Here is a 17,499-nt window from a genome sequence, read left to right on the forward strand (position 1 = left end):
CGTTTTCCGAGTCGGCCTTCCGACCCGCCCTTCCGACCCGCCCTCCCGACACCGCCCTCCCGAACCGAGTCACCGAGTTCAGCGTAACCGATAGTTCGGTGGCCCCGTTGGTCCTTCGGACCGTCCCGTGTCACTCGCGGGTTCCGTGGACAGCTAGACGGTAAACAAAAGAGAGATACCGTGGCACTCCCTTCCCGAATACAGAATGGCGAAATCGATACTCGAGGCCCTCCGTCAACCGGAATACACCGGCGAGAATCGATGCGAACCGTGTACGGTACTGAATCTCGCTATTGGGGCCGTACTCAGTGTACTGGTCGCTCGCAAATCGAAAATTGCAGGACTGTTCACCGCCGTCGTATCCATCGCTGCGATTTATTTACGGGGATACCTCGTTCCCGGAACGCCGACACTAACGAAACGATATCTTCCACAGACTGTCCTCGAGTGGTTCGGTAAGGGGTCCGAGCCTGTCGTCTCGAGTGGACTCGATCCGGCGACCGAATCACCGTCCGACGGCGACACCACTGCGATCACCGATATCGACGCCGACGGCAGTACCACCGATATCGACGCTGACCGCGGCACCACCGATACCACCAACGCCGGTGCCCGTGATGGCGAACCGACAGCCAGTAAACCGACGACGGAGGCGATCGACCTCGAGCGGTTCTTTCTCGAACACGACGTACTCGAACCCTGTTCGGAGAGCGACGATCTCTGCCTTCCCGAGGCGTTCGAAGCCGACTGGCTCGAGGAAAGCAAAGCGATTGCTGACTCGGAACTTTCCGCGGCACAAATCGCCAGCGCGTTCGGATTCGAGGGTAATCCCGAAACTTTCGAACTCGTTGTACACGGTGAGACTCACCGCCTCCGCTCCGAATCGGCCCAAGTCGGGAGGTGGGCTTCCCGTCCCGCACTCGTCGCAGATATCGCGGCGAACCGGTTGTTTCGTTCGCGGGTCTCCGACTGGAATACGTATGATTCCCGGGAGAAAGGACGGCTCCTAAATGGGCTCCGGATGTTCCTCGAGACGTGCCCGACTACGGGCGGCAGTACGGAGATGAGCGAGGAAGTGTTCGAATCGTGCTGTCGGTCACAGAAGGTCATCGCCGTAACCTGCGAGGAAACGGGCGAACGACTGTTCGAACACCGCACCGATGACTTCGAGCGGTAACACCGACTCCCCAAATTGGGTTCGTATATCACCCCGCTCTTCTACCGTCGCATCTGACAACGTCGAACGCTTGTGACTAGCAAGAGGCATCGAACGACCGCGACTAGCGGGTGATGTCGAGCGGTCGCGGCTATCAGGTTACGTCGAACACCCGCGAGAGACCCATCGCAGGGAGGAGGAACACGAGTGCAGCGAACGACCATCGGATTCCGACGATAGCGGCAAACGCCGCGTTCAGCACGATCAGCGCTACTACGCACGTGCCGATTGCCGGTCCAATCGTCGCCGGCGAGGGGTCCGTGTACGCTCTAAACAGCGCTCGTCCGGTCCATGCGGTGAATCCACCGAGAAGTCCGATCGAGAGCGCGACCTCCACCGGTGACGGGCTCCGAACGACTGCGACGGCGAGAACACCGAGTACGGCGGCTCCCATTCCTCCTATCGCGACCGGTATCGATCGCGAATCGGTGTCTCCTGTCTCGCTTTCGGCGAGAAAAGTGACGGCCGCGATATAGAGGGTGATAGTCCCGACGATGACGACGGCCCACGGCGGAAGCGCAGTAGGAGAGACGGCGAGTGTCGAACCGAGGAGGACGTTCAATCCCCGGCTTCCGCCCATGAGCAGGAACCCGACGGACGTCCCCTTGAATACGCCGTCGTACAGGAGGATTGTGAGAGCGAGCACGGCAGCGACGAGCCCGGAAGTGAAACCGGCGGCTACCAGAGCGAGCAAGACGCCGCTTCCGAGTAGTACAACTCCAAATACGAGCGCCTGACGCTTCGATACGTCGCCGGACGGTATCGGACGTTCCGGACGCTCTCGAGCGTCTTCGTCGGCGTCGAAGTAGTCGTTGAGCGTCGTTCCAGCCGCGTACAACAGGATCGAAGCGAGCGCCAGACCGACGACGCCATCGATCGAAATCGAGTATCCCGCGCCGGCGGCTATCGCAGCGCCGAGGATTATGTCCGGCGGTGCCGTAAAGAGGTTCGGAACTCTCACTAACGTCGCGTAGGAAGTGACTGTTCTGCTGTTTCCACTGGTTTCGTTCATTCTCCTACGAATCCGTTGAATCAGTCATTCGATCAGGTCCACCCGTGTTCGTGGAGGTAGTCCATCGCCTCGCTGGCGGTTTCCTGTGCGGTTTCTTCGTAGGGGTAGAGTTCGATCGTGACGAATCCGTCGTACTCGCTGTCCTCGATGGCTTGCAGGAAGCCGTCGATATCCATCCCGCCGTCTCCGAGTTGGGTGTGTTCGTGGGTGCCGTCGGCGGGGATGTCTTCGAGGTGGTAGTGGCTCGAATACGGTGCCAGTTTATCGATCAGGTCGACGGGATCTTCGCCGACGCAGTAGAAGTGTCCCGCATCGAAGTTACAGCCCACTCGCGGCGAGTCGATCCGCTCGACGAACTCGAGGAACTGGTCGGACGATTCGATCAACAGATCGGGTTCGGGCTCGACCAGCACATCGACGCCGACGTCTTCTGCGGTGTCTGTCACGTCTCGAATCCCCTCGACGAACATATCCAGGGCGTCTTCTCTCGAGGTTCCGTTCGGGACCGGTCCGCCCGGCGTGATCGAGATGTGGTCGGCCCCCAGGGCGTCGGCCGTTTCGAGGGCGTTTTTCGTGTGTTCGATGCGTTCGCGGCGATCAGCCGGATCGGGCTCGATAAAGGAGGGGTGCTGGAATCCCTGTATCTCGCGGTCGTACTCGGCGGCTTTGCTCTTTTCGGAGCGCTCGAGTGCGCTGAGCATGAACGCGTTGCAGTTACTGACGGCGACGTCGTTGTCCGCGAGGACGTTCCGGACGTGCTCGATGTCGCTGTCGTCGGCGTTCGCCGGGAACAGGTGGGGTTCGTCGAGCAGGATTTCGATTCCGTCGTAGCCGATTTCGGCGAGGATTTCGATCGATTCGTCTAACTCGTACTGGCGGAAGGCGTTGAGTGAGAAGCCAAAGTCCATGGATTAGGCCTCGTAGGTGAAGTTCGGCGACTGGTCGAAAAACTCGTAGGGGTTGTCGAAGACGACCTTCTTGACCGCCTCACGATCCCAGCCTCGATCGAGCATCTTGTCTCTGGCTTTGGGCACGGCGAGGGGATCGGACGGATCCCAGTCGGCTGCGCTGTTGAGCAACATCTTGTCGGTGCCGTACTCCTCTATGATATCGATCGCGGTTTCGTCGGTGATCTTCCCGGGGTAGAGGGTAAAGCCGATCCAACAGTCGGTTTGAGCCGAGATGTCGATGGTGTTTTCGGTGTTGTGATCGAGGATGATTCGTTCCTGCGTGACGCCTTCGTCTCGGATGATCTCGACGAGTCGTTCGGTTCCTTCGGGTTTGTTCGTGTGTGGCGTATGAACGATAACCGGGAGTTCGCGTTCTTCGGCCATCTGGAGTTGCTCTCTGAAGGCGTATTCTTCCTCGTCGGTCCCCTGGTCGAAGCCGATCTCGCCCAGGCCGACGACATCCTCGCGCTCGAGGTACTCCGGAAGTTCGTCGAGGACCCGCTGGGCCATCTCCGGGTAGTTCGCTTCCTTCGGCTCGAGGCCGATGGTGGCGTAGTGGTCGATACCGGCGGCGCGTTCGGCGCGGTTGGTTTCGAAGCCGATGAGCCGCTCGAAGTAATCGAAAAACGATTCGGCGTGTTGTTTGTCCGTTCCGCTCCAGAACGCCGGTTCGATGCAACACTCGATGCCGGCCAGTCGGGCGCGTTCGTAATCGTTGATCGACCGCGAAACCATGTGCATGTGCGGGTCAATTATCGGAATCGACATATCCAACCAGTAGTATTGAACGTACATTAAAGGTGTGTTCTGATCGGGTGGGACACCGACACTTCCCGATCAGTTTCCGAACTCGGCCGGATAGAACGTGGGGCAGAACGACTATGGGAGATAGATATATGCGGGCTCCGCGAGTGTATGGTACTATGCCGGAATACTGTCCGCATTGTCGCGCCCCTGTGGACTCGAGTCGAAAGGAGCCAGAAGAGGGACGCCCCTACGAAGTATGGCGGTGTGAGGATTGTGACGAAGAGTGGCGTCATCCCGAGGAAACGATCCTCGATCGGAATCTCGATTTCAGCAAAGACAAAGAGCAGCTCTCTCGCCGAGAGAGCGATACTGATTTGAACTGGTAACCGTCGAAGGGCGGACGAGTCGTTTCTCGGATAGGGTCGTGCGTCGCCTCATTCATAGACACGTTGACTTTTCCTATCCGGTTTGGAGACATCGTCTTTGCGCGTCGGCACGGCATCGATCGCGTCGTTCTCGATTCAAAGTATCGTTTGTGCACACGAGGAAATCCACGCGATCCGATCGTCGTTCCAGCGTTGGTTGACCCGTGATCGATTTGTCACCGTTTTACTACAACCGCCGGCGTCGTGTCGAAAAACCGGTCCTTCTGACACTCCCTATACCAAAATCATTAAGGCGTACTAACTGACACTCACAGACAGGCTACCACAATTTGTACTGTGGTAGGAGATAGCAGACCACAAAACGCAACTGCCTTTCAAACTACATCATTATGAGCGACTCAACACAGACAGACCGGGAGAACGAACGGACATCTACTGAATCGGGTTACAATGCGAACCGCCGACGCGTCCTGCAGGGCATCGGTGCGATCGGTGTCGGCAGTGCTGCCATCGGGACAGCACAGGCAGCTCAATCGACGCAAGCCCGAACCAGTGCGTATGGATCTACCCCCGCAGGTCAGTCATCGGAAGCAATCGAAACATCGGCTCAATTCTGGTCGTTTACCGAAGCGGACCTTTCGACCGCAGAGCTGATCCGAGAATGCGCTGACGCTGGATACGATGCCATCGAACCGTTCATGATCGACGATGCGGACGAAATCGCCGATGCGCTCGACGAGACGGACGTCCACATGGGGAGCGCTCACGTCGGCCTCGAGGAGCTCGAAGAGGACTTCGACGGGACGATAGAGACCTACTCGCAGTTCGGTAGTCCCGCACTCGTTGAACCGATGGTAGCCGACGGGACATGGAGCGACGAAGACTCCGTTATCGAATTCGCCGAACGGTGCAACGAGATGGCGGACCGCGTCGCCGACGAAGGGCTCGAGTTCGGTTATCACAACCACGATCACGAGTTTCAGCAAATCGGAGATACCACCGCGTACGATATTTTTGCCGAGAACATCAACGACAACGTTCACCTCCAGCTCGACGCTGGCTGGGTTCTCGTCGGCGGCGAAGATCCGATCGACTACGTAATCGAATACAGCGATAACGTTCAGTCGATACACATGAAGAACATGACTGCGAGCGGTGACTTCGTGGAAGTTGACGAGGGCCACGTCAATATGCGAGCCGTCGCGACCGCTGCTCGAAACGCTGCGGATGTCGATTACCTGGTCTACGAGTACGATCAGGCACCCAACCCACTTGAGTCGATCAAAATCGGCGCAGAGTGGATGTCTAAACTGAATCACCCGTACTCGCCCGGCGGGGTTTGTGGTATCGAGGGCGCTGAAGAGCACCCTGCGAAGTTATAGAGACGCCAAGGCGAATACGCCCGCCTTCAGGCGGGGTGGATGGTAAAAATCCGTTCCACCGATCCATCCACAACGTACTTGCTTTTACCATCGACTATACGGGTAAGTTCACGTATCACACGATTTGCGTCCAATATTCTCGCCAGTCACAAGTCGATGCAGCCGTCCTCCGCGAAATCGAGGTCGTGATTCGGGTCGTTATTCGTCTCGGTCGCGGACGTACGTTACCGGACATGGCGCGTTGAGTAGCAGTCGTTGTGTAGTACTCCCAAACATCGCTTTCCCTGCTGGCGAACGTTTTTGACCGCCGATAATCAGGTTATCGACGTTATTGGCCTCGGCTATTCGACTGAGTTCTTCCGCTTTGTCACCGGTCCCAGCGCGAATCTCGAATTCGACTGCCGTTGCTTCTAACTGATCGATTGCTTTCCTGACTGGATCCGTATCTTTTGCCAGCCGTTCTGGAGTTATATCCTCTTTCCTGACATCCTGGCCGACCTGATCAATCGCCTCGTTGTACTGTTGTCGCTCCTCTTCGAGCGTGTTCTGGGAGAGGACATGTCCCAGAATAACCGTTGCGTCTGCAGGTTGAGCCAAATCAATTGCTTGCGCAGCAAGTTCATCGATTCGATCGCCGTCGTCAGGTCCGATCGCGAGCATGACTGTCTCAATCATTGTACAGTCTTTGAATAGCGATTGTCTTAAATATACTGCGTCCATCGGCTCTTCCGGTACGTTAGGAGAAAATGAATTCACACTCCGACTAACAGTGTTTCCCAAAACGTTGTTCAATGGGTGATAAATCGACTTCTATCGAACCACGGTTTCGCTGGGGAAGAGGACGTGAGTGAACCGTTCGAATATCGTCAGAATGTGACCGAACGTTCCATAGCTCAATATTTTGGTAGTATTTATGATTCATTTGTTATTTAAATAGGGATAAATATACGGACTAGCTGACGCTTACGAGAGCACTCCTCCTGTGTGATACATCAGGATCTCTCTAATCCGGAGGTAACAAAGCTGTTATGCGCCGCCATCGAGATTCGAGAGTGGTTCGAAGAAATCGTGTTCTTATTACAACATATCTCGCCAACGTTGATTCTCGATGATAGAGTCTCCAGCTAACGGGAATCTGACTTCGAACCTGTAAATCCGTTTCTATCGGTAGGGCAGTATGCCGTCTCGTGTTTCTCACCGGAGTGTACGGTATCTATCCGGAGAGTTCGTCAAAATAGAGGGTTCAATAGGACTGCAACGGGCGAAACTGGACACTGTTCGCGCTTCGAAATTCAAGTCGGCCGCTTTCACAATTTGCGATGGACGGTCACCCAGTACCGCTATCTAAATTGCTCAAACCTATCACTACTACACCACACAACTTTGGAATCCGTCTTCAACCGAACAAGCGGCGGATTATATACTAAAATAGATATGTGCACCATAATAAATTTGCCATAATACGCTGATCAGCACCGAATAGATCCCGTGATCGTCGCCTGCGATGTTACTGACGGGCCAAACCGATGAAGCTGATCTCGGTGCGACCTTCGACGTGATCGATCCGTTTTGTGCCGTCTAGGTGCTCGCCGAGCGTGCGTTAAAGAGGCCACAGTCGAACTCTATCGATCTTGAGACCGCAAAGCAAACTGCGTCGATGTACGTCGAATCTCGACATAAACGAACAGTCCGCCGAAACCGGGTCTCGAGACGTGAGGGGACGACGACCATCGAACCTGACCTAGTATGTGGATCGGTAATGGGTCGGTGCCAGCGGTAGTAGGCACGAACCGTACTTCCTCGCGACCGGGTCGATCTCCGCCGCTGACTTCGAGACTGACGTTATTCGATCATCACGAGGAGAGCGAGCATTGCAACGAGGCCGACGGCGACGCCACAGACGAGTTCGGGCCGACCCTTGCGAGGGAGGTCGGTTCCGTTGGCTATCCCTGCGGGAAGGTACTCCGAGAAGACGAGATACAGCAGTGCTCCGGCCGCAAACCCGAAGCTCATCGGGAGGAGCGCCTCGATACTGGTGGCCAACTGGTACGCGAGTACGGCACCGAGAGGCTGTGGTAGCCCTGAGACCACCGCCCAGCCGACCACCTTCCACCGGTTCATTCCGTATGCGATAAGCGGAATCGCAATCGCCAGCCCCTCAGGGATGTTGATGATCGAAACCGCGAGGGTCATGTAGACGGCCAACGTCGACACTGCAACGTCTCCGAGAACGACCTCCGTCTCGTGGCCGATATCGGCGAACGCGACTCCGACGGCGATCCCCTCGGGAATGCTGTGGAGGGTCAGTACGCCGACGGCCAACACGACCATCCGATAATCGGCTGTCGGGTCCTGTTGAGCGGGGACATTCCAGTTGGCAATTATTCGGTCTGCAACGAAGACGAACCCAACCCCCGCAAGACAGCCGACGAGGACGTGACCGAAGCTCCCGTCCGCCACCCCCTCGGCCAGGAGGCCGACCGTCGACGCGGAGAACAAAACGCCGGTTGCAACCCCCCAGAGCACGACCAGCCATCGATCCGTGACCTCGCGGACCAGAAAGAAAGGGAGGGCACCCAGCCCCGTGGCGAGGCCGGTAACGAGCCCCGCGATAAACACGAGGAGCAGTTCGTCCGTGACGGGCATCGATGGCCACTCGTGGCCCCACCGGTATATACCCCGTCACATACGACGAGGTGAATCTCACCTTGACTGGCTTTTTCGAACTCCACTCGAGGCGTGGGGACTCGACCGTGAATATAAACTGCCATAGCACACATACACTATCGAGATGACCCAGACCGAACCCCGAACGACGGCAAAGCGGATCGAAACCGTCGTCGTCGATTTCGAGGACATCATCGCAGCGTTCGAGCGAAACGGCCGCGATGAAACCGAACGACGCCGTCACGTCCTCCGCGTTTCCCACCCTTTCGAGGGTAATAGACGGGCTACGCCGCGTGTTTTGGACGAACCTTCCTCCGCCGACTCGGACGATGGGCCGACGCCGATTGATCTTGGCCCCGAAGCCTTCGTCAACGTCCACGGAGAATACGACCCGAAACGAACTCGCATTCCGGCCCCCTCGAGGGAGGAGTCACGATCGATAGCTCGCAACGACCACGATGAGAACGTCGACGAGGAAACTATCGAGGAGTATCACGCGACCGCGGTAGCGGCGTGGAAAGAATGCGTTCGTACGAGCCTTGTCGATGAAGTCCTCCTACCACCTGACCCGGATCTGGAACCCGAGGAGACTGGGTGGACTCCCGTTCGGTACGAAGGCAACGTTTGAAACCGAAGACGCTACCGACGGTAATTGCCGACTTAGATGATTGGAATTACCGAAGCGAGTTCGAGCGACCGAACCCCACGAGGAGTCTGTAACTCACGTTACACCGTTCTGTGTACTATAATGGCGACGAAAACGATTTCACTTGACGAGGAAGCCTACGAGCGGCTGAAAGCCCGGAAGGAAGAAGGAGAAAGCTTCAGTGAAACCGTCAAACGTCTCGCAGGAGAACGGTCATGGAACGAAGTCGTGGGTATCCTCTCTGAGGACGAAGCCACGGACCTTGAAGCCGCTATCGAGGAGGGACGAAATCGGTCGCGAAAACGGAGCAACCGTCTCACAGCGGAGTTAGACGAAGCTGTTGGTAACGAGAAGCCGGAATGATTCAGGACACGCCGTTCATCAATGACCTGTTGCGCGGAGACGAAAACGCGAAACGACTTCTCGACATTATCGAGAAAGAAGCACAGCCGCAAAAAGTGTCCTCCGTGACGGTTCTCGAACTCTATGAGGGTGTTGCTCGTTCACAGACGCCAGAAACGAAACGAGAGCGCATACTCGATATACTGGAAACGAAGCATGTCGTGAGCGCCGACCACGCCGTGATGCGAAGAGCCGGGAAACTCTCCGGTGAGTTACTCAATAGCGGTGAGCGAATCGAGCGTGAGGACTGTATTATCGCTGCGACCGCTCTCCTAAACGATGAATCGATTATCACGAGAAACACCAAGCACTTCAGACGTGTCGATGGCCTCGAAGTACGGTCTTACTAGTACGCTTCTTGTGTTGATTGCTACCGATTCTCACGCTGGTGAACCTTGTTCAGTTCGATCAACATTCGGAACGTCGCCTTGACGAGATTTCGGTCGAGATCGAACTGCTCTGCGTTCTCTCCCGCTCGTTCCATGACCTGTTCCTCTTGTTTCTCGTCGGTCGTCGGAAGGTCCCGGTCTTCCTTGACCGCGGCGATGGTGTCCGCGACGTACGTTCGCTGTGCGATCAGTTCGACCAGTTCCTGGTCGATCGTCTGGATCTCTTCGCGAAGTTCTTCGAGGTCCATTTCCTCCGGCTTCCGGTTCTCCCCGTTTGGTGGTGTTTCTCGAGTCATGTGGTTTGTGTTCCGTCGTTTCGTGTCCGTAGCAAACGCGTCGATCCGTCTCGATTCTCCCAGCTGTCTCGAACGGCCTCGAGTTGCTCGCGGTCGCCGATCGCGACGAAGCTCGAGCCGGTTCCTGACAGCGAGACGCCTTCGACCGCCGGAAGCACGTCGAGCATCGGGTCGGTGGAAAACCCGAGTGCACCACAGAACGCGAATCCGTTGACGGTCATTGCCTCGCCGTAGCGGCCCTCGTGCGCGAGTTCGGCGACCAGATTCGCCATCGGTGCGACGCGCTTGCAGTCTGAAATATCCGCGTCCGCGCTGAACGCCTGTTCGGGCGGCGTGTACACCAGCGCGTGCCAGTCGGCCGCTTCGCGGGACAACACTTCGTCGGTGGCGTTGTCGGTTATCGTCACGCCGCCGAGCATGCTCGCGCTCGCGTCGTCGAACGCACCAGTTGCGGTGACGCCAGCTTCTCGGGCCGCCTGCACGCCGAGCCGACATGCGTCAACGCGTTCGACGGCGTCTGCGATCTCGAGCGCGTCGAGGGTCGCAAGCACCGTCGCGTTGGCCGCCGCACTTGAGCTTTTCAGCCCGGCGGCCATCGGAATCTCGCTCTCGGTGTGAACGCGCGCCCCGACCGCCTCCGGACTGAGCCCCGCGTCCTCGGCGTATCGATTGACGGTCATTTCGACGCAGTGTTCGATGAGCCCCGTATCGGAATCGGGCTGATCGGCGATCGTGGCCTCGGTTTCGCCGTCGTTCGTCAGATCGACCGTTGCCGTCGTCTCGAGGTCGATAGCGAAGGCTGAACCGGTTCCGGTTGCGAGCGCGTTCAGCACCGTTCCCGCGGCGGGTGCAACAGCACGGCCGTCCATATCTATCACCATTCAGAGCGACTATTTACGGCTGGCGGTCTACGCCGTTTTGGCCGGAGCGGTCGGTGACGTGGAGAGCGGTTCGTTTTTGCGAGTCCGTCACGTCGGTTCGGGTATGAGCATGCGAAGTAACGTCGCCCCAAGTACGCTCGAGGTCGATCTCGTCGATGGCGGTATCGTCGTCCACTATCTCGACGGCCGCGAAGCGTTCTATCACGGCCCGCCGGAGGCCGTCGAGGGCTCGATCAAAACGCCGCCAGGAAAGGAGGTCCACGTGCTCGTCACCGATCCGGACGGCATCGAGGGCGTGATGACCTACGTCAACGACCGGAACACCCACGATGAAATCCTCGAGACCACGGGCGTCGGCCGTGTGATGCTCAAGGGGGACGACGACGAGGAACTGTTCCCCGGCGTCCATGTCTCGACGGAGGCGTACTCGATTCGCGTCGACGCAGAGCCCTCGCTCGTCGATGGGCGCGTGTTCGTCTTCGCCGAAGACGAGATGAGCGAGCACGCCTACGAACTCGTCGAGGGGGCCGAGTGATGCCGCTCCAGAAACAGTGGCACGAGTTGAATCGAAAAACGATCGGGCGCGTTCCGGATCGCCCCGGCGTCTACGAACTCGGTGACGAGGACGGAACGGTGCGGAGTATCGGCTCCGGCATCCTTCGGGACGAACTCAAAACGGCGCTGGCCTACGACGACGGGGACCGCGTTCGGTGGACGGCGACCCAGACCCGCGAGCAGGCGACGGAACTGGCCACGGAGCATCGCGATCGCCTCGAGTCGAATTAGCGAGCGGCGAGACAGCCGTTACTGGATGTAGGAGGGATCCGTATCGTCGCACTGTTTTTCGTGATCGGTCGCTTCAGTCTCGTCGTTGAAGAGTAATCCGCAGGTTTCACACTCGTACCACGTCGCGTTGTCGCGCTCTGTCTCGACGACCATAGCCGGTCTAGGGGTACCTGAACTCAAAGGCGTTTCTCCGAAACGATCCGCCGTTCGCTGCCGTTTGTCCTCGCTCTCGTCCATCCCGTCCCAGTTCGATGGGGCAATTCTCAAGACGGTACGGCCGAAACGGTGACCTATGAGTGAGTCGGATTCCGTTCAGGTTTCGCTAACCGTTCGGGCCGCCGAGAAACGCGACGCGGGGCGGGGTGTGGCTCGAATCCCGGAGCTTGCCCGGCGAAAACTCGGCGTGCTAAGCGGAGATACGGTCGTCATCGACGGCGAGGAGACGACGATCGCCAAGATGTGGCCGGCCGATCCGTCAATTCCCGAGTCAGTTATCCAGATTGACGGCGACACTCGAGCCAACGCGGGCGTCCACGTGGGCGACACCGTCGTCGTTCGAACGAAGGACACGTCGGCAATCAGCCAGGCCAAGCGGGTTACGCTCGGGGCCCCGGCGGAGCTCGCCGACGCCGAATCGCGGTTGGCCGAGCGAGTCGCGACGAAGAAACTTCGCAATCGACCGATTCGGGCCGGCGAACAGATCAGAGTCGAGGGTGTCGCGCCCGAACCGTTTACCGTGCTCGATACCGATCCCGACGGCGACGTTCGAATCACGAGTTCGACCTCCATCCAGGTCACCCGGGCGCATCCATCCGCGGACGACGAGTCCGGGTCCGTCGCTTCTCCGTCAGAACCCGCCGCCGAACCCGAGCCGGAATCGCCCTCCGGAGTTACCTACGAGGATATCGGCGGTCTCGACGAGGAACTCGAGTTAGTTCGTGAGATGATCGAACTCCCGCTGTCGGAACCCGATCTCTTCCAGCGATTGGGTGTCGAACCGCCGTCCGGCGTGTTGCTCTACGGCCCGCCCGGAACGGGGAAGACGCTGATCGCCAGAGCCGTTGCGAACGAGGTCAACGCGAACTTCGAGACCGTCTCCGGCCCGGAGATCATGTCGAAGTACAAGGGCGAATCCGAGGAGCAGCTTCGGGAGACGTTCGAGAAAGCTCGAGAGAACTCGCCGACGATCATCTTTTTCGACGAAATCGACTCGATCGCTGGCACTCGAGACGACGACGGGGACGCCGAGAACAGGATCGTCGGCCAGCTGCTGACGCTGATGGACGGGCTCGACGCTCGCGGCGAAGTGATCGTCATCGGCGCGACCAACCGCGTGGATTCGATCGATCCCGCGCTCAGACGCGGGGGCCGATTCGATCGCGAGATTCAGATCGGCGTTCCCGACGCGGAAGGTCGCAAGGAGATTTTGCAGGTCCACACCCGCGGAATGCCGCTCTCGGACGACGTTCGAATCGACAAGATCGCGAGTCGAACGCACGGCTTCGTGGGTGCCGATCTCGACGCCGTGGCCAGCGAGGCCGCGATGGCCGCCATCCGAAGCAGGCCGACCGACGCCGACGGTCGAACGGCCTGGAATCAGGACCCGAAGGTGACGAAATCGCACTTCGACGCCGCGCTGGCCTCCGTCGAACCATCCGCGATGCGCGAGTACGTCGCCGAATCGCCGACCACGGACTTCTCGGACGTCGGCGGCCTCGAGGACGCCAAACGAACCCTCCGCGAATCCGTCGAGTGGCCCCTGACCTACGACAGGCTGTTCGAGGAGACGAACACGGAGCCACCCTCCGGCGTCTTGCTCCACGGTCCACCCGGGACGGGAAAAACCCTGCTCGCGCGGGCGCTCGCCGGCGAAACCGACGTGAACTTCGTTCGGGTCGACGGCCCTGAAATCATCGACCGTTACGTCGGCGAGTCAGAGAAAGCGATTCGCAAGGTGTTCGAGCGCGCTCGACAGGCCGCACCCTCGATCGTCTTCTTCGACGAAATCGACGCCATCGCGGGAACTCGAGGCGAGAGCCACGAAGTCACCGAACGCGTCGTCTCGCAGCTGCTGACGGAACTCGACGGGATGAGCGAGAATCCGAACCTCGTCGTGCTCGCCGCGACCAATCGCCGAGACTTCATTGACCCGGCGCTTCTTCGGCCCGGTCGGCTCGATACACACGTTCTCGTCCCCGAACCCGATACCGAAGCGAGACGGAAGATTCTCGAGGTCCACACCCGCGGCAAGCCCTTTGCAGATGACGTGGATATCGACGCCTTCGCGGACGGACTGGAGGGGTACACTGGCGCAGATCTCGAGGCGCTCGTCCGCGACGCCTCGATGAAGGCCATTCGAGAGATTGCGATGGAGTACGGCCCCGAGGAGGCAAACGAGAGAGCGGGCGATGTGGTTATCGAACAGTCCCACCTCGAGGCGGCTCGAGCTGCGATCGACACCGAGAGCTAAGCGGACGACCGGCGACACGAGCCATAAAAACACAGATTCGATTCCGACCTCTCGATTCGTCTAGTCGCTGCCTGCAGGTTCTGCGAAACCGTCATCGACCGTTACGTTCGGCGATCCAAGGACGACGGTTTCGCCCGCCCTCATTGAATCGCCGGGGTCGACTGTGATATCCCCCATTGTGACGCCGGGCGGGAACAGGACGTCGACGCGACTGCCGAAGGCGATGTGGCCGAGTCGCTGGCCCCGCTCGAGCGTCTCTCCCGGTTCAATGTAGGGATGAATTCGTCGGGCGAACGCGCCGGCGACGAAGGTGACAGTGGCTGTCGGTGCTGTGGTTGTCGTTGCTGTCGTATCCGGTACCGTTTCCGGAGTGTTTTCTCTCGCCTCGTCTGGCCCTTCGTTTGGATCCGCTTCCGAAGCCGACTCCCAGCCGGGGACAACGGCGTCGGGATCCTCCAACTCGAGGGTCACGTGAACCCGCTCGTTCCGGTCCGAGTCCTTCGAGAACGCCGGTTTGTTTGCACCGTCGATGTGTTCGACGTCGGTCACCGTGGCGTCGAAAGGAGAGCGAACGACGTGGACGTGCCAGACGTTCATGAACGTCCCTAACCGGGTTCTGTCGCCTTCAGATCGCAGCACGGAGACGTTGCCGTCGGCGGGCGCGATCGTCCCCGATACCGGCGCCGCTCTGTCCGGATCACGGAAGAACGCGAGCGTCGCGAGTCCGAGGACGAGCGAAATCGCGCTCGCGCCGACGCTGACCAGAAATGCAAACGGCGCGACGATCAGCGGCACGATCGCGTACTTCCAGGCCCCTGGCGCGAACTTCATAGACGATCCGACGAGGTCGAGCCGTTTGGCCGTTTCGGCACGCAATCATTGATTACCTGGTACTATCCGCGGACGTATTCGGGCCAGGAGATCGACAATTTCGTGAGCTACACACAATCTCGCTCTCGGAAATCTTTTAGCCGGTTGGCCCCACGTCTCGAGTAATGGGTCCCTCTTTAGCGTCGGGAATCGTTACGTTGGGACGGAAGCGGTCCGTAACACGTCTCCCGGCAACTGTGACGGTGAGAACGTAATATGTGGCCGTGGGAGCACGCGATCATGGGATACGTCGTCTACTCCCTGTTCTGTCACGTCTACTATCGAGCCCCGCCGGGTGGTCTCGAGGCATTCGCCGTCGTCTTCGCGTCGGTATTACCTGATCTGATCGACAAACCACTCGCCTGGCAGTACGGGATTTTCGAGTCGGGGTACGCGCTGGGCCACTCGATTTTCTTTGCGATCCCGCTCTCTCTCGCCGTGGGACTCCTCGCAAGATCCTACGGTCGGACACACGCCGGAATCGCATTCGGATTCGGCTACCTCGTGCACCTTCCAGCAGACATCATCGACGGGGTTGTCAGAGACGGCTACCTCGAGTTCGGCATTGTGCTCTGGCCGTTCGGTTCGACCCGGGGCCACGACCACAGCGTCTCCTTTTCGGAGCATTTCTTCTCGCTCCTGGGAACGTACTATCACGAACTGTTCTCTGGAGATCCGTCGCTGTACATCCTTGCTCAGTTCGGGATCGGGTTGTTCGCCGCGCTGTTGTGGCTCTACGACGGCGCTCCGGTCCTCCGTGAACTCGCACTCGGCGTTCACCGACTCGTCGTCGATACCGTCGCTACGTTCCGGTAACCGGGCAACTGGGGAAAATTTGAGACGCGATCTGTGAATTACTGTTCCGAATCCTCGAGCGACGACGCCCGATTTCGCAACTGACGAAGAACGGACGGGCGACCCCGACACTCGAGAAGTAGCTGATCTCCATCGAAGTCGGCGCGCTCTACCGACGTTCGATCGTAGGCGTTCGAGAGGATGGACATCGCCTCGTCGCAGTTCGGCATTTCGATACTCGCCCGTTCCGACGGCAACTGCGCTCGAAGTGCTGTCCGCAACGGTTCAAGGGTTGTTCCGTTACGGATGCTGACCGAAATCGGTCCCGCGACTCCCGCTGGAACGCGCTCTGCGGCGATCGTTTCTCGCCGTGTTTGGGCTTCGCTTGAGAGCAAATCGATCTTGTTCAGGACGAGGATAATGTGATCGCGGTCGACTCCTTGTGCGGCGAGCACCTCGAGGGAAACATCGAGTCGCTCACGGAACTGGTCCGGTGGATCGCTCGCGTCGACGACGAGTACGACCGCGTCGGCCGCCGTCGCCTCCGACAGTGTCGAACTGAACGATTCGACGAGGTCGTGGGGAAGGTCGTCAACGAACCCGACCGTATCCGTCACGAGAACCGGCCGGTCGGCGATAGTTGCGCGTCTGGTTGTCGTCTCGAGGGTCTTGAAGAGTCTATCCTCGATGGCCGCCGTGGCGTCTTTGTTCGAGTGTGACGCTGACTCATTCGCCTCCAAGTCGGACTGATCGATAGAGAGGTCGTCGGCGAGTCGGTGGAGTAGCGTCGATTTCCCGGCGTTCGTATATCCGGCGATCGTCACCAGGTCGAACCCCTCGTCGCGGCGACGTTCGCGAAATTGGTCGGCCGGATCCGGAAGCTCCGCGAGTTTCTGCTCGAGGTGGTCGATACGATCGCGAACGTCGTAGACGGGTGATCCCTTTTCGGTCACCTTGTTTAGCGCGCCCTCGTCCGCGGATTCGATCAACCGCGGAAGATCGTGTCGGAGCTGTGCCAGTTCGACCTGTAACTGTGCTCGTCGTGTGCCGGCACCGTTCTCGAATATCTCGAGAACGAGCCGGTAGCGGTCGGTCACAGCCGTTTCGTCTGGTAGCATCGACTCGAGGGTGTGGTGTTGACTCGGTGAGAGCTCGCCGTCGACGACTACGCGCTGTGCGCCGTGATCGAGGACTGATTCGGCGAGTTCCTCGACTTTCCCCCGTCCGAAATACGTTCCTGGGTCCGCCTGGCCGACCTGCGTTAGTTCTGCGACGATTTCGTGCCCGGCCCCGGAAACGAGCGCTCGAATCTCGTCGGTTTCGATCGGGCCGGTCGCGGAGCGTTTTGCGATGACTGTGCGTCGACTGTCGCTGGGTGTTCGTGACATTTGAATGGTTGCTTCGTGATCGTCTGGCTATCGGAATCGATACTGTGCCCTGACTCAACTGGCCCACACCAGCGCTAGTTGCCGAAAAACGAGCCGCTCGTGTCCGTCGTACTGGTCTCAATACACCAGTTTACAAGCGGACTAGGAGAATTCCCTGGGGCTTGCCTCCAGGGCGATTCACCGACGGCATTCGGCTCAGTGGAGAGAAGAGGTTTC

The 17,499-nt window shown here is 58.9% G+C and carries 20 protein-coding genes; 10 read left to right on the forward strand and 10 right to left on the reverse strand.

All coding sequences use genetic code 11. From position 1 onward, the window contains the following. The first annotated feature begins 205 nt into the window (after positions 1-205). Positions 206-1,177, forward strand: a complete 972-nt coding sequence (locus ACYQ14_RS01135) for a DUF8054 domain-containing protein (RefSeq protein ID WP_459883985.1) — start codon at positions 206-208, stop codon at positions 1,175-1,177. Positions 1,178-1,310: 133 nt separating this feature from the next. On the opposite strand, the gene ACYQ14_RS01140 is transcribed toward ACYQ14_RS01135, so the two are convergent. The 3 genes from ACYQ14_RS01140 to ACYQ14_RS01150 are packed head-to-tail and all read right to left on the reverse strand — an operon-like array spanning position 1,311 to position 3,919. After that, positions 1,311-2,228: a UbiA family prenyltransferase gene (locus tag ACYQ14_RS01140; protein ID WP_459883987.1), complete on the reverse strand. Its 918-nt coding sequence runs from the start codon at positions 2,226-2,228 to the stop codon at positions 1,311-1,313. A 32-nt stretch (positions 2,229-2,260) separates the two neighbouring features. Next, the gene (locus ACYQ14_RS01145) at positions 2,261-3,136 is read right to left on the reverse strand and encodes a sugar phosphate isomerase/epimerase family protein (protein ID WP_459883989.1); all 876 of its coding nucleotides are present in this window, start codon (positions 3,134-3,136) and stop codon (positions 2,261-2,263) included. 3 nt (positions 3,137-3,139) lie between these two features. Then, entirely contained in the window at positions 3,140-3,919 is a 780-nt protein-coding gene (locus ACYQ14_RS01150; RefSeq protein WP_459884184.1) for a TatD family hydrolase, read from the reverse strand. 182 nt (positions 3,920-4,101) lie between these two features. Between ACYQ14_RS01150 and ACYQ14_RS01155 the strand changes: the two genes are divergently transcribed. After that, positions 4,102-4,311, forward strand: a complete 210-nt coding sequence (locus tag ACYQ14_RS01155) for a hydrogenase expression protein HypA/HybF (protein WP_459883991.1) — start codon at positions 4,102-4,104, stop codon at positions 4,309-4,311. A gap of 389 nt (positions 4,312-4,700) precedes the next feature. Continuing rightward, on the forward strand, positions 4,701-5,693 hold the full coding sequence (locus tag ACYQ14_RS01160) for a sugar phosphate isomerase/epimerase family protein (RefSeq protein ID WP_459883993.1): 993 nt from the start codon (positions 4,701-4,703) through the stop codon (positions 5,691-5,693). A gap of 198 nt (positions 5,694-5,891) precedes the next feature. Here the strand turns inward: ACYQ14_RS01160 and ACYQ14_RS01165 are convergent, their stop codons facing one another. Both ACYQ14_RS01165 and ACYQ14_RS01170 read right to left on the reverse strand, forming a co-directional pair. Beyond that, on the reverse strand, positions 5,892-6,368 hold the full coding sequence (locus ACYQ14_RS01165; RefSeq protein ID WP_459883995.1) for a universal stress protein: 477 nt from the start codon (positions 6,366-6,368) through the stop codon (positions 5,892-5,894). Between the two features lie 1,167 nt (positions 6,369-7,535). Next, positions 7,536-8,339, reverse strand: coding sequence for a ZIP family metal transporter (locus ACYQ14_RS01170; protein ID WP_459883998.1), 804 nt, complete (start codon positions 8,337-8,339; stop codon positions 7,536-7,538). A gap of 145 nt (positions 8,340-8,484) precedes the next feature. On the opposite strand from ACYQ14_RS01170, the gene ACYQ14_RS01175 reads away from it, so the two are divergent. The 3 genes from ACYQ14_RS01175 to ACYQ14_RS01185 all read left to right on the forward strand — a co-directional run bounded on the left by ACYQ14_RS01175 (position 8,485) and on the right by ACYQ14_RS01185 (position 9,758). After that, positions 8,485-8,988, forward strand: coding sequence for a DUF8009 family protein (locus ACYQ14_RS01175; RefSeq protein WP_459884000.1), 504 nt, complete (start codon positions 8,485-8,487; stop codon positions 8,986-8,988). A gap of 120 nt (positions 8,989-9,108) precedes the next feature. After that, positions 9,109-9,369 carry an antitoxin VapB family protein gene (locus tag ACYQ14_RS01180; RefSeq protein WP_459884003.1) on the forward strand — a complete coding sequence of 87 codons (261 nt, stop codon included), beginning with the start codon at positions 9,109-9,111 and terminating at the stop codon, positions 9,367-9,369. After that, positions 9,366-9,758, forward strand: coding sequence for a type II toxin-antitoxin system VapC family toxin (locus ACYQ14_RS01185; protein ID WP_459884006.1), 393 nt, complete (start codon positions 9,366-9,368; stop codon positions 9,756-9,758). The genes ACYQ14_RS01180 and ACYQ14_RS01185 overlap by 4 nt, the downstream gene beginning before the upstream one ends. A gap of 20 nt (positions 9,759-9,778) precedes the next feature. On the opposite strand, the gene ACYQ14_RS01190 is transcribed toward ACYQ14_RS01185, so the two are convergent. Next, complete coding sequence (locus ACYQ14_RS01190) at positions 9,779-10,093, reverse strand: chorismate mutase (RefSeq protein WP_283838925.1); 315 nt, start codon at positions 10,091-10,093, stop codon at positions 9,779-9,781. Next, a complete protein-coding gene (locus tag ACYQ14_RS01195; protein WP_459884010.1) occupies positions 10,090-10,962 on the reverse strand; it encodes a shikimate kinase in 873 nt (290 codons plus the stop codon). Before ACYQ14_RS01195 ends, ACYQ14_RS01190 begins: the two co-directional genes overlap by 4 nt. A gap of 115 nt (positions 10,963-11,077) precedes the next feature. On the opposite strand from ACYQ14_RS01195, the gene ACYQ14_RS01200 reads away from it, so the two are divergent. After that, positions 11,078-11,509 (forward strand): DUF5796 family protein, encoded by a 432-nt coding sequence (locus ACYQ14_RS01200; RefSeq protein ID WP_459884013.1) that lies wholly within the window; start codon positions 11,078-11,080, stop codon positions 11,507-11,509. Beyond that, positions 11,509-11,760, forward strand: coding sequence for a DUF7508 domain-containing protein (locus tag ACYQ14_RS01205; RefSeq protein ID WP_459884016.1), 252 nt, complete (start codon positions 11,509-11,511; stop codon positions 11,758-11,760). The genes ACYQ14_RS01200 and ACYQ14_RS01205 overlap by 1 nt, the downstream gene beginning before the upstream one ends. 18 nt (positions 11,761-11,778) lie before the next feature. Here ACYQ14_RS01205 and ACYQ14_RS01210 read toward each other — a convergent pair whose 3' ends face one another. Next, positions 11,779-11,913, reverse strand: coding sequence for a DUF7128 family protein (locus ACYQ14_RS01210; protein ID WP_459884019.1), 135 nt, complete (start codon positions 11,911-11,913; stop codon positions 11,779-11,781). Between the two features lie 139 nt (positions 11,914-12,052). Here ACYQ14_RS01210 and ACYQ14_RS01215 point away from each other — a divergent pair, with 139 nt between their 5' ends. Next, positions 12,053-14,230 (forward strand): CDC48 family AAA ATPase, encoded by a 2,178-nt coding sequence (locus tag ACYQ14_RS01215; protein ID WP_459884022.1) that lies wholly within the window; start codon positions 12,053-12,055, stop codon positions 14,228-14,230. 60 nt (positions 14,231-14,290) lie between these two features. Here ACYQ14_RS01215 and ACYQ14_RS01220 read toward each other — a convergent pair whose 3' ends face one another. Beyond that, the gene (locus ACYQ14_RS01220; protein WP_459884025.1) at positions 14,291-15,061 is read right to left on the reverse strand and encodes a protein sorting system archaetidylserine decarboxylase; all 771 of its coding nucleotides are present in this window, start codon (positions 15,059-15,061) and stop codon (positions 14,291-14,293) included. A gap of 255 nt (positions 15,062-15,316) precedes the next feature. On the opposite strand from ACYQ14_RS01220, the gene ACYQ14_RS01225 reads away from it, so the two are divergent. After that, positions 15,317-15,916, forward strand: coding sequence for a metal-dependent hydrolase (locus ACYQ14_RS01225; RefSeq protein ID WP_459884028.1), 600 nt, complete (start codon positions 15,317-15,319; stop codon positions 15,914-15,916). Positions 15,917-15,954: 38 nt separating this feature from the next. Here ACYQ14_RS01225 and hflX read toward each other — a convergent pair whose 3' ends face one another. Next, positions 15,955-17,283, reverse strand: a complete 1,329-nt coding sequence (gene hflX, locus ACYQ14_RS01230) for a GTPase HflX (RefSeq protein ID WP_459884030.1) — start codon at positions 17,281-17,283, stop codon at positions 15,955-15,957. Between the last annotated feature and the right edge of the window lie 216 nt (positions 17,284-17,499).

It is taken from the genome of Halostagnicola bangensis (genome assembly GCF_054653435.1).